We start from the raw sequence: 11170 nt of genomic DNA on the forward strand, positions 1-11170 counted from the left end.
GTCAGGGGCACATGTGGCGGGGCACCATAGTTCGGGGACTGGGTATGCGCGCGGCCACCATGCTGACTCAAGGAAGCGCGGTTCAGGGGCCCGGCGAGGCCGCTAACGAGCGCTGTCCGGGAAGTGACGTTCAGGATGATTTGGTGTCGCAGTGCTGACTCCCGTGCTGGTTTGGTGCTGACTAAAAGCCCACGTCATCACCTGTCTTCACCCATCCCGTGCTGACTTGGTGCTGACTACGCTGCGTCGAACTCGGGCATATGGTGTGCTGCTCGGACAGGGGCTTGCCCCCTGGTTGCCGTCGCTGGCTATAGCAGGGCGCCTTGAGGCGAAGGGGCGTTCTGCGGCTCTTTACTCCGGCAAGCAGTCGATGCTCCCCAGGACGATCAATCCGGCCCCACCGGTTCCGAACATTGGCCACCAGGGGACGGTTAAAGAAGGGCGCATGGTGCCCTTGAGGATCAGGCGCGATCCGGTTGTTCTGGAACTGGGTCGGTGGCGCAGATTGTGCAGGCCCGCCGGGACTGGATGGAAGGGACGCGGTTCGGCGAGGTGAGGGCCCGCTGAGCTGCGCAAGCCGCTGATCGTCGACACCGGGTAGCTGACATGCTGCGGGACATCGTCTCCGGTAGCTGAAGACCCTATGAAGGCGCCGGCATCGGTGCCTTGCTCGAGCACGACGTTTGCGACCGCCAGCCTTCCGGCGTTGTACTTGTGCAGGCGGCGGACGTCGCTGGTGTACCTGCCGGGAGCACGCCGGGCTCCTGTGAAGGTGTGAGTGATCGTGGCGCCGGTTCCGTGGCCGCTGATCTGGATCAGACGAAGTGGGTGGGAGGTGACGGCGTGCCGGTGGCGAGGGCGTCCAGGGCCGCACGGGCATCGTCCAGCATGGTCGGGGGGACAAGGTCTGCCATGGCGAGCACGGCACGGTACTCCGTCTCCGCATCGGCGAGCTGACCGAGGTGGACGAGTGCGTGAGCCAAGTGCAGGTGGGCCATGCCCGCCCGTTCGTGCCAGCCGTGGGCCTCGAGCCTGTCCCCGGTGACACGCAAGGCGTCGACGGCCTCCTGCCAGCGCCCCTGGTTGAGATGTGCGAACGACACGTAGAAGGTGGCGAACGTAATCGTGGTGTCCCGCACGTTGGGCGGAATGCGGTCGCGGTAATCGGGAGCGGCGAGGAGGTCCATCACCTCGTCATAGGCAGCGACGGCTTGCCGTGGGCGACCCGCCTTCTCCGCCACCCTGATAGTCATGTTCGACGCCGCCAGGTACCCGTTGACCTCGTCGGCCTGCGCGAACAGCTCCTTGGCACGCTGATAGTGGTCTGCGGCAGGCGGCAGGTCGTCGACCAGAGCGTGCAGTCCGCCGAGATGGTGGTGGGCCCACGCCTGCTGAGTCACGTCCCCGCACTTCTCTGCGATGGCGAGCGCACGCCCGGCTTCGGCGACGGCCTTGTCGTGGCGGCGTTCGCCGATCCAGTAGGCCCCTGCCAGGTTGTTGCGGTGCGTGGCCTCCCGTACGAGGTCGCCCAGGGCTGCCGCGGCTTCGGCGGCGCGTTCGTAGACCTCGATCCAGTGCCCCCAGGACACCCAGTGGTCGGAGAACCAGGTCGTCGCGTCCGCGACCTTGATGACCTTGGCGTGTTCTCCGGCCTCCACGGCCTCACGGAAGGCGGCGAGCCAGTTGTCGCTCTCCGTCTTCATCCACCGCATCGCCTGCTCGCGGTCGGCGAGGGCGACCAGCCTGCCGGTGGCCGGCGGCGGTGCACCGTGGTCCGGCTCGTACCAGCGGCCCGCGAGGACAGCCATGTCCAGCAGCCATGCGCGCAGGCGGGCTTTCGCGGCAACCGACGCCCCGTCGCCGTCCTCGGCACGGTGGCGAGCCCCCGCGTACAGCCGCAGCAGATCGTGAAAGCGATAGCGGTCGCCGCGGGAGGCCATCAGCAGGCCCGCGTCGAGTAGCTCCTCCAGCAGGTCTTCGGCCGCCGGCAGGGATGTTTCCGCGAGCACGGCCGCCGACGGAACGCTGAAATCCGCCCCGGGCACCAGCGACAGCAACCGGAACATGCGGGCGGTGCCAGGTGCCAGCCGCGAATAGGAGAGGGCGAAGGCGGTGTTGACACGAAGGTCTCCGGCGCTGAGAGCGTCGAGCCTGCGCTCCTCGTCAGTGAGTCGGTCGGCGAGCCGTTGCAGGCTCCAATTGGTGCGGGTGGCTGCCCAGTTGGCGGCCACCCGCAGGGCCAGGGGAAGGTGCCCGCACAACTCGGTCACGGCGAGGACAGCCGCGGGCTCCGCGTCTGTGCGGTCGGCGCCGACCACGGCCCGGAGCAGTGAGGCGGAGTCCTCCCGGGTCAGTGCGCCGAGCTCCACACGGTGCACTGACTCCAGGCCGGCGAGCGTGCGTCGGCTACTCACCACGAGTAGGAGCCCGCCCTCGCGCGGCAGCAACGGTCTGACCTGTGCCTCGCTGCCGACGTTGTCGAGGACGACGACCGCGCGGAGAGTGGCTGCGGTCGCGTGATACCGGGCGAGACGCTCCTCGGCACTCTGCCGGCCCAGCTCGGCGTCGGCCACGCCCCAAGCGCCCAGCAGGCTCAGCACGGCCTGATCCGCCGAGAGCGGCTGTGCGTCGAGGCCCCGCATGTCGATCAGGAACGCTCCATCCGGAAAGGACGGAGCGGACTCCTCGGCCAGTCTGATCGCCAAGGTTGTCTTGCCGCTGCCGGGCGGCCCGAACAGCACCGCCACCGGTGCCGGTGAGCGCACCGCCTTGTTCCCCGTCCGAGACTCGGTGACGGACTGCTGAACGAGGGCACGCAACGCGGCCAGCTCCGCATGCCGGCCCACAAAGTCCCGAACACCTCGGGGCAGCGCGCAGGGCGACGCCGGCGGGATGGAGGGGTTCGCCGCGGGACGTCCGGCGCGGAGGGCCGCCAGGAGTTCGGAGTGCGCCGCCTCGTCCAGTTCCAGACCCTGGGCCAGCGCGGTGACCGTTCCGCGCTGCGGACGAAGACTGCGGCCCCGTTCCATGTCACCGATCGCGCGCACCGAGACGCCGGACGCCTCGGCAAGCTCCTCGATGGTCCAGCGGCGGGCCAGCCGCAATGCTCGCAACAGTCGACCGAACGGCGTCCCTCCGACGCTTCCCCCACCCGCTCCCGTACTCACGACGCCGATTGTATGCATGACGCACGAGCTGGGTCCCTACGGAGGCCGAGAGCCCTGCTGCTCCCTTGCTGTGCGTTACTTCCAGGCGATCGTCTCGATAGCCTGCCGGTGATCCCGCCACCGGCCACCCGGTTCGGAGTTCAAGGGACCCAACGGCCGGAGACGCAGTTCATGTCGCGCCCGGAGCGTGCTGCACAAGTAACGCCGGGAACGCCGCGCCCCCACCCGGCGGAGGGACCGTCCGCGACCAGATCGCCGACAACCCGCCGTCCGGTACACCGGCCGGCCGGAACCACCCCCCGCAAGGGCCTCCTGTACAAGACCTGGAAGGCCACGCCGTGACAACCGCCAACACGTGGTGACCCGTCCTGCTCCCCTCGAACGGGTCACCCTCTCAGTCTGAACCCGCCCCATCCTCCGGCCTGCTGGGCGACACACCGGCCGCCGTGTGCCGCCGCGCGGAATGACCGCTCCGTATCGCCTGTAATCGTCCCCTCACCTCCCGTGGTTGGCACGTTCACGAAGACCCATCCGGCGCCGTGGATGTAGAGGATCACCGGCAGCATGCCCTCCGCACCTGCGGGCTTGACGATCCGCGCACTGTTGACCGGACCGGGCCGGTGCCCCTGGTCGGTCGCCGTAGGATTCTTCTCGCCGCTGGGCGCTTCGCCCCTGTTCAGGAGCGATGTCGGAGGCGTCGGGCGTCAGTGTCCGAGGGATCGGTGATCTGGAGCGCGGTCGGCGGGCGACTCCCCAGCGGAGAACGGTCGCCGCGCTGGCGGACGGGCTGGGGTTGGGCGAGCAGGCGCGGGAGCGGCTGCTGGCTGCCGCCCGGTCCGGTCGCAGCCCTCGCCACAGTCCGGCCGGCGTGCGTGCCTTCCCGCGCAGCATCGACGACTTCGTCGGCCGGGAAGCGGAGCTGACCCAACTGGCGGCACTGGCCGACAGGGCGACCGCCGGGCTGCCTGTGGTGGCAGCGGTGTCCGGGCCGCCGGGAGCGGGCAAGACCACCTTGACGCTGCAGGCCGCCCGCGATCTGGCCGGGCGTTTCCCGGACGGACAGCTGATGCTGGACCTGCGTGGCTTGGACGACAGTCCGCCCGACACGGCCGAGCTCCTGTTGCGTGCGCTGAAGGCGTTGGGCGTGGCCGACCGGGACCTTGCGAAGGACGGCCCGCAGGGTCACCCGGAGCTGTAGCGGAAGGTGCTGGCCGAGCGGCGGTGTCTGCTGGTGCTGGACAACGCCCGGGACGAGGCCCAGGTGCGCCCGCTGCTGCCGGGGGCGGGCGCGGGGATGGTGCTGATCACCAGCCGGAGGATGCTCACCGGCCTGGAGAGCGTCCACCGCCTGCCCATCGGCGAACTCTCCCCCGTCGAAGCTGCCGACTTCCTGATCGCCCTGGTGGGACGGGAGCGCGTTGACGCGGACCCTGGCGCGCTGGCCGAGGTCGCCCACCGCTGCGGGCATCTGCCACTGGCGCTGCGCGTGGCGGGCAACTGGCTGGCCACCCGCACAGGCTGGACGATGCGCCGCCTCGCCGACCGCCTCGCGCTGCAAGAACGCCGCCTGGACACGCTGACCGCCGGCGACCTCCGCCTCTCGGCGGCCTTCGACCTGTCCTACCGCCAGCTGACTCCCACCGCGGCACGCCTGTTCCGGCTGCTTCCCCTGGTCGACGGCCCCGATGTCAGTGCCGCCGGGCAGCTCAGCTGACCGGGCAGTCGCTGTTCGACGCCGAGGACACCGTCGAGGAACTCGTCGAGACCGGTCTGCTGGGCACCGACCAGGACCGCTACCGCCTGCACGACCTGCTGCGCCTGTATGCCCGCAGCCGGCTGCACGCCGAGGAGCCCCCCGGGAAGTCCGAGACGGCGCGGGCGGGGCTGCACCGCTGGCTGCTGGAGACCACCGTCGTGGCCGGGCGCTGGTACGAACCCGACCACGGCACCCCATCCGCTACCTGGAAGGGCACCGTCGACCTGTCCACGGCCGAGCACGCCCGCCAGTGGCTCCAGGCCGAAGGCGACAACTGGCTCGCCGCTTTGCGATCCGCCGCCGCCGCGGGCGACCATGCCACCGTCGTGGAGGTCGCGGAAGCCCTGCACTGGTTCTCCGACCAGTGGATCTACTGGGGACATTGGCCCGAGGTCTTCGCCACCGCCGCCCACTGCGCCCGTGCCCTCGGCGACCCCCTCCTCGAAGCCACCCACCTCAATTACCACGCCTGGGCCCTGCTGCTCTGCGAGGGCCGCCACCACGACAGCCTCGCGCGTGCCGCACAGGCCCTCACGGCCGCCCAGCGTGCCGCGGACTTCCCTCAGCAGGGCTGGGCCCACTTCTACAGTGCCTGGACCCTCTCTCTGCTCGGTGACCACGCTGCCGCGACATATCACAACCGCGAGTCTGCCAGGCTCTTCGAGGCCGCCGGTGATCTCCACGGCACCCTCCAGGCCATGGGCAGTGCAGGCCACAACCTGTTTTTCGCGGGCCGGCACGAGGAATCCATCGCGGAGCACCTGCGCACGCTCGCCTTCCTCGACCAGGTCGGCGACCGCATTGAACCGCATATCGCCGATTGCGCTCGCTTGAACCTGGAGGCGTGCATCGGCCACTCCCACGCTTACCTCAAGAACTGGCCCGAGGCCATCGGCCACCTGAAGGCCGCCGTGAGAGTCGGGCGCGACAGCGGCAACGAAGGCTTGGAGAGCCGCACCCTGATCCGCCTCGGCGACGCCCTGCTGGGCGCCGGGCACCGCGACGAGGCTCGGGATGCCTTCACCCGATGCGTGTCCCTCGGTGAGGCAGCCGACCCCAGCTTCCTCACCGAGGCTCGGGAACGCCTCGCCCGCCTCGACACCCCCTGAGCACCGCCTCGGTAACCCACCGCACGAATGAGGGTCCTGCCCGAGAAGGCGCTCTCGGTCTGGTTCGAACCGGTCCTGGACCAGGTGCAGCCCCGCTCCCGTCAGGCTTGATCACAAGCTGGGGGAGCGGGGCTTTCGTGGTTCAGTGCGTCAGCGTCTGGTCCAGCCACCTACGGATCTCGGGGGTCACCGGGTCAGCGAGGTCTGCGAACTCGTCGTGCCTGGTCAGGTACTTCGCCACGTAGGGGCAGACCGCGACGACGCGCTTGCCCGCGTCACGGACATCGGTCAGGGCTTGCTGGACGAGCTGCGAGGCCAGGCCCTGACCGGCGAACGCGTCGTCGATTTCCGTGTGGTAGAAGACTCGCTGGTCGTCGCGGTCCCGGTACGCGGTGAAACCGGCCATGCGACCGTCGACGTGAATCTCGTAGCGGTGCTTGTCGTCCACACGCTGGACGGTTGGTGTGCTGGTGGGTCGGGTCATGATGAGCCTCTCAGGAAGCGTCGGGGTTCTTTCGGGGGGCGATGATGGCGTTGGGGAGGGCGGGGGCGGGCAGGCGGTCACCGTCGTAACCGTCGACGTCGCCGAAACGGTCGGACCCGTCCTGCCACGCCTGCCTGGCCTCGACGATGTCCTCGTGGCTACGGCCGATGAAGTTCCACCACATGACGATCTCTTCGCCGAACGGCGGGCCGCCCAGCAGGACGGCGCGGGCGGGCACGTCCGTGTCGTTCACCAAGGTCAGCGTGTCGTGCCCGGGGGAGAGGTAGCCCAGGTCCGCGGGGTGCAGGAGAGTACCGCCCATGCCCACCTCCCCCTGGTCGACCAGGAGACCGTGCTCGAAGGCCGGATCGACCGGGAGGGTGGTTGTCGAGTGCGGATCGAGGAGGATCTCGGCACCGAGGAGCGGGGTGAACGTCGGCACCGGTGAGGTCCGGCCGGCCAGACTCCCGAGGAAGACCCTCAGCGTGGAGCCGTGCCGCCGAAGCGGTGTCGGTACGTGGTGGCGGAAGGAACGGCCGGCGCGCCGGTGCTCCCGTGGCAGTGCCACCCACAGCTGGACGCCGTGCAGGATCCGGGTACGGGCGGTGGAAACCTCTGAGTGGCTGATGCCGCGTCCGCCGGTCATCAGGTTCAGTTCGCCGGGCCGCACGAAGGCGTGATTGCCCTGGCTGTCCCGGTGCTCGATCTCACCGCTGAACAGCCAGCTGACCGTCTGCAGGCCGGTGTGCGGATGCGGGGCGACATCCATGCCCCCGGTCTCGGACACGTCGTCGGGACCGTAATGGTCCACGAAGCACCAAGCGCCGATCAGCGTCCTGGCCCGCTGCGGCAGTGTGCGCCGCACGGTCATCGCCCTCGGGCCGCCCAGGGGGACGTCCCGCGCAGTGAGGATCTCGACCTGCGGAGGGAGGCCACCGTGCTGATCAGTGGTGCGCAGTCGTCCGGCGGGGTTCGGTCCATGGCCGCTCATCGCGGTGCCTTTCATTCTCGTCGGATGCCGTCATTCCCCGGCTCCGTGGCCACCACGGGTCCGGCGGTGGCGTCGAAGGCATGGGTGACCGCGGGTGCGGTGCCGTCCACGAGCAGTTCGCGCGCCTGTTCCTCGTAGCGGCGGTCATTGGCTGTGAGGCGGCTGTGGTGCTGGGCCAGGTGCTCCGCCCAGGAGGCGACCATGTAGGTCTCGACGAACCGGCCGGGGTCCGCGCCGTCCTGGAACAGCCCCCATGTCAGCGCTCCGGTGCGGCGTCGCGAGCGGGCCACGTGCTCCATGCGCGCGGTGAAGGCAGCCCAGTTCTCCGGGGCGATCCGGTAGGTGACGGAGACGAGGACCGGTCCCTCGGCCGGTCCGGGTTCGAACATCAGGTGCGGTACCGGCCAGTGGTCGGACGGGCTCGGATCCACACCGTCCGCCGCGTACAGGGGCCACCGGCGCACACTCAACGCGCCGGCGAGCAGCAGACTGGCACCGATCAGGAGAGCGACACTGAGGCCGAGGCCGTCGGACAGAGCGCCCCACACCGGTGCGGTCAGCGCCTGCCCGCCCTGGAACACCACCAGATAGACGGCGAGTCCCCGGCCTCTGACCCAGCTGGGCAGCCGCTGCTGCAGGGCGGCGTTGAGGGTGGACAGCACGCCGATCCAGGCGAGACCCGCGGGCAACAGAGCGGCGCCCGCGAGCCAGGGCTGGCCGACCGTCGCCAGGATCACCAGCGTCCCGGCGAAGACCACCGCACCCGCTGCCAGGGCGCCGTTCGCCCCCAGCCTGCGCCGGATCGCTGGCAGGGCGACGGCGCCGCCCACCGCACCGGCCCCGACAACACCGAGCAGCAGCCCGTACCCGCCCGAGCCCAGCCCCAGCGAACGGCTGGCCACGAGCGGCAGCAGCGACCAGAGCGCCGCTCCGCCCGGGATGAACAGGGCCGTGCGCAGCAGCACCCGGCGGACGCCGGGGGCGTGCCAGACGTAGCGTCTGCCGGCCTGCACCGCAGCCAGGAGCCCTTCGCTGTGAGCGGTGGTCCGGGACGTCGTCGGCCGTCGCCACAGCAGCAGTACCGCCGCGATGCCCAGATAGGACAGGGCGTTCAAGGCGAAGACCCAGCCTGCGCCCGCCGCGGCGACCACCGCGCCGCCGAGAGCGGGGCCCACGGCGCGGGCCAGGTTCATGTTCACGGCCCCCAGCGCCGCCGCCTGACCCAGTTGTTCGCGCCTCACCAGATCCGGCTGGATGGCCTGCCAGGCGGGACCCATCAGCGCGGTGCCGCACCCGAGCAGGAAGGTAAGGACCAACAGGGCAGTCGGGGTGAGCGCGTCCTGGAACGCGAGCACCGTCAGCACGGTGGCGACGGTGAGCATGGAGAACTGTGCGGCCAGGAGCATCTTGCGGCGGTCGTACCGGTCGGCCAGGACACCGGAGGGCAGGGCGAGCAGGACGACCGGCAGGCTGGACGCGGTCTGCACGAGCGTCACCAGGGACGCGCTGTGCCCGACGAGCAGCCATTGGGCGCCGACCGTCTGCATCCAGGTACCGGTGTTCGACACCAGCTGCGCGATCCACAGCGCGCGGAAGACGCGCGCCGCCAGCGGAGCCCAGGCCGGTTCCTCGGGGATGCTCATGTGGGGGGCCTGGTCCAGGTGGGGGTGGAGGCCGAGAGGCGGTGTGTGGTTGCCGAGGTGGCGGTGAGGAGGAGCAGGGTGAGTACGAGGATGGTGAGCAGGTCGACGTGGTGCAGGAGGAGGGCGCCGGCGAGGGCTCCGAGGAACATGGCGAGGACGGAGAGGATGCGCCGGCCCGGCTTGGCTCCTGCGGTGGGTGAGGTGTCGGCGGCCAGTCCTGTGAGGGTGAGGGTGAGGACGGTGGTGGTGAGGTCGGGGACTGAAAGCCGTCGGGCGACTGCGTTCTGCATGCCCATGGCGATGCCCAGGAGCACGATGAGGGTGTAGCGGACGGGGGTGGTGACGTCGCCGTGTGCGGCCGCGACCGCGATCACGGTGCCGGCGACGAGGACGGCCTGGATGGCCGTTGTCACGGTCAGCAGCCGGCCGCGGTGGGCGGCGAACCGGGTGCCGTACTTGCCTCCCGCCAGTGCTCCCGCCAGGAAGGAGGCCATCGAGACGAGGGACGCCGCCGCGGACAGGCCGGGCGCGCCTGCCAGGGCGAAGCCGAGGAAGACGACGTTGCCGGTCATGTTGGCGACGAAGACCCGGCCGAGTGCCAGGTAGCTGACGGCGTCGATGAGGCCGGTGACCACTGTCAGCACCAGCATGAGTGGTGGCAGCGGCCCGTGCGGGTCGCCCTTGGGTGGCAGGAGTGTGTGGGCGGCGTCGGTCAGCAGCCTACGCATGCGGCCTCTCTTCGTGCGTGGTGTCGCCGGTGGCGGGCGGGTGGGTCAGTGCGGCGCGGGTGATCAGCCCGCTGACCGGTCCGGTGACGATCGCCGCGAGCGGGACCCACAGCGGCCAGGCGGTCAGTCCGAAGGCGTGGTCGAGCGACCAGCGGCCGGGGCCGGTGAGTGCGAGGGCCGCGGCGACGGTGACGAGGACCAGGGGGTACTCGTATCCGTCGTTCTGCACCCACAGCCCCTTGTGCCGTTTGACGGTGCCGGCCACCGTCATCACTCCCATGGCGGCCATCGCCGCCAGGGGAGTGAGGAGGCCGGCCGCCAGGAACAGGCCGGCACCGATCTGGCTGCCGCCCGCGGCGAGTGCGGTGAGTCTCCCGCCGCAAAAGCCGTCACGGCGGAACTCCTCGGTCCCCCCGGCCAGTCCGTTGCCCCCGAGCCGGAAACTGACTTTCTGCACTCCGTGCCCGGCGATGAGGAGTCCCACCACCAGCCGGAGCACCAACAGTCCGCTGTCCATCGCGTTGTGCCTGTTCCTGACGTGTGTCGTCAACCGTGTAAAGCGGGTCAGCCGGCGGCGTGCTCGCCGATGACGGACTGCGCGTAGACGACCCCGAGACCGTAGGTGCCGCCGTGCTCCTTCACGACGTCCATGACGGGCATGTACGTCTCCTGACGGGCCCAGTCACGCTGGAGCTCCAGGAGCACCTGCACCCAGGTCACCGGCACCACGCCGGCCTGGACCATCCGCTGGACGGCGTGCTCGTGGGCCTGCGGGCTCACGCCGCCGGAGGCGTCGGTGACGACGTAGACCTCGTAGCCCTGGGCGAGCGCGGACAGCGCGGGCAGGACCACACAGACCTCCGTCCACAGGCCCGCGATCACCAGCTTCTTACGCCCCGTCGCCTTGACGGCCTCGACGAAGGCGGTGTCCTCCCAGGCATTCATCGTGCTGCGGTCGATGATCTCCTGACCGGGGAAGACGTCCGCGAGCTGCGGCATCAGCGGACCGGAGAAGGACTCCGCGGCCACCGTGCTCAGCACCGTGGGAACACCGAAGACCCTGGCAGCCTTGGCCAGACCGACCGTCGCGTTGATGATCGCGGTACGGTCACCGCTGCCCGTGCCGAAGAACATCTGCGGCTGGTGGTCCACGAACAGCACCGCACAGTTGTCCGGAGTCAGCAGGTCCGGGCTCGGAGCAGCAGTGACCTGAGCAATGTCGACCATGAGAATACCTTTCAATGATGGGTTGCAACGATCACGGACGGTCGCCCGCGATCCGGAAAAGAAGG

General features: G+C 70.1%; 10 protein-coding genes and 1 pseudogene. 3 read left to right on the forward strand and 8 right to left on the reverse strand.

Annotation, left to right across the window (positions count from 1 at the left end; translation table 11 throughout):
• Nucleotides 1-815 precede the first annotated feature (815 nt).
• Complete coding sequence (locus H0H10_RS18770) at nt 816-3185, reverse strand: helix-turn-helix domain-containing protein (protein WP_223180093.1); 2370 nt, start codon at nt 3183-3185, stop codon at nt 816-818.
• A 488-nt stretch (nt 3186-3673) separates the two neighbouring features.
• A pseudogene (locus tag H0H10_RS41270) lies at nt 3674-3781 on the reverse strand (esterase); the annotation flags it as partial.
• A gap of 71 nt (nt 3782-3852) precedes the next feature.
• Between H0H10_RS41270 and H0H10_RS40005 the strand changes: the two are divergent.
• From H0H10_RS40005 to H0H10_RS40980, 3 genes are all read left to right on the forward strand, one after another.
• Nucleotides 3853-4365 carry an ATP-binding protein gene (locus H0H10_RS40005; RefSeq protein ID WP_223180094.1) on the forward strand — a complete coding sequence of 171 codons (513 nt, stop codon included), beginning with the start codon at nt 3853-3855 and terminating at the stop codon, nt 4363-4365.
• A gap of 6 nt (nt 4366-4371) precedes the next feature.
• Entirely contained in the window at nt 4372-4881 is a 510-nt protein-coding gene (locus H0H10_RS40010) for a hypothetical protein (protein ID WP_309141833.1), read from the forward strand.
• A gap of 200 nt (nt 4882-5081) precedes the next feature.
• Complete coding sequence (locus H0H10_RS40980; protein WP_309141834.1) at nt 5082-6032, forward strand: tetratricopeptide repeat protein; 951 nt, start codon at nt 5082-5084, stop codon at nt 6030-6032.
• A 142-nt stretch (nt 6033-6174) separates the two neighbouring features.
• Here H0H10_RS40980 and H0H10_RS18780 read toward each other — a convergent pair whose 3' ends face one another.
• The 6 genes from H0H10_RS18780 to H0H10_RS18805 are packed head-to-tail and all read right to left on the reverse strand — an operon-like array spanning nt 6175 to nt 11105.
• On the reverse strand, nt 6175-6516 hold the full coding sequence (locus H0H10_RS18780) for a GNAT family N-acetyltransferase (RefSeq protein ID WP_188182165.1): 342 nt from the start codon (nt 6514-6516) through the stop codon (nt 6175-6177).
• A 10-nt stretch (nt 6517-6526) separates the two neighbouring features.
• The gene (locus H0H10_RS18785; RefSeq protein WP_188182166.1) at nt 6527-7507 is read right to left on the reverse strand and encodes a pirin family protein; all 981 of its coding nucleotides are present in this window, start codon (nt 7505-7507) and stop codon (nt 6527-6529) included.
• Between the two features lie 11 nt (nt 7508-7518).
• Nucleotides 7519-9150: an MFS transporter gene (locus tag H0H10_RS18790; RefSeq protein WP_188182167.1), complete on the reverse strand. Its 1632-nt coding sequence runs from the start codon at nt 9148-9150 to the stop codon at nt 7519-7521.
• Nucleotides 9147-9878, reverse strand: coding sequence for a YoaK family protein (locus tag H0H10_RS18795; protein ID WP_188182168.1), 732 nt, complete (start codon nt 9876-9878; stop codon nt 9147-9149). The genes H0H10_RS18790 and H0H10_RS18795 overlap by 4 nt, the downstream gene beginning before the upstream one ends.
• On the reverse strand, nt 9871-10395 hold the full coding sequence (locus H0H10_RS18800; protein WP_188179848.1) for a DoxX family protein: 525 nt from the start codon (nt 10393-10395) through the stop codon (nt 9871-9873). Before H0H10_RS18800 ends, H0H10_RS18795 begins: the two co-directional genes overlap by 8 nt.
• 47 nt (nt 10396-10442) lie before the next feature.
• Nucleotides 10443-11105 (reverse strand): hydrolase, encoded by a 663-nt coding sequence (locus H0H10_RS18805; RefSeq protein ID WP_188179849.1) that lies wholly within the window; start codon nt 11103-11105, stop codon nt 10443-10445.
• Between the last annotated feature and the right edge of the window lie 65 nt (nt 11106-11170).

Source organism: Streptomyces griseicoloratus, from assembly GCF_014534645.1.
Lineage (GTDB): Bacteria > Actinomycetota > Actinomycetes > Streptomycetales > Streptomycetaceae > Streptomyces > Streptomyces griseicoloratus.

What these genes read in the sequence shown, in the direction of transcription:
- H0H10_RS18805 (WP_188179849.1), bottom strand. Translation starts at nt 11,105, where the DNA reads ATGGTCGACATTGCTCAGGTCACTGCTGCTCCGAGCCCGGACCTGCTG.
- H0H10_RS18790 (WP_188182167.1), bottom strand. Translation starts at nt 9,150, where the DNA reads ATGAGCATCCCCGAGGAACCGGCCTGGGCTCCGCTGGCGGCGCGCGTC.
- H0H10_RS18780 (WP_188182165.1), bottom strand. Translation starts at nt 6,516, where the DNA reads ATGACCCGACCCACCAGCACACCAACCGTCCAGCGTGTGGACGACAAG.
- H0H10_RS18800 (WP_188179848.1), bottom strand. Translation starts at nt 10,395, where the DNA reads ATGGACAGCGGACTGTTGGTGCTCCGGCTGGTGGTGGGACTCCTCATC.
- H0H10_RS18770 (WP_223180093.1), bottom strand. Translation starts at nt 3,185, where the DNA reads ATGCATACAATCGGCGTCGTGAGTACGGGAGCGGGTGGGGGAAGCGTC.
- H0H10_RS18795 (WP_188182168.1), bottom strand. Translation starts at nt 9,878, where the DNA reads ATGCGTAGGCTGCTGACCGACGCCGCCCACACACTCCTGCCACCCAAG.
- H0H10_RS40005 (WP_223180094.1), top strand. Translation starts at nt 3,853, where the DNA reads ATGTCGGAGGCGTCGGGCGTCAGTGTCCGAGGGATCGGTGATCTGGAG.
- H0H10_RS18785 (WP_188182166.1), bottom strand. Translation starts at nt 7,507, where the DNA reads ATGAGCGGCCATGGACCGAACCCCGCCGGACGACTGCGCACCACTGAT.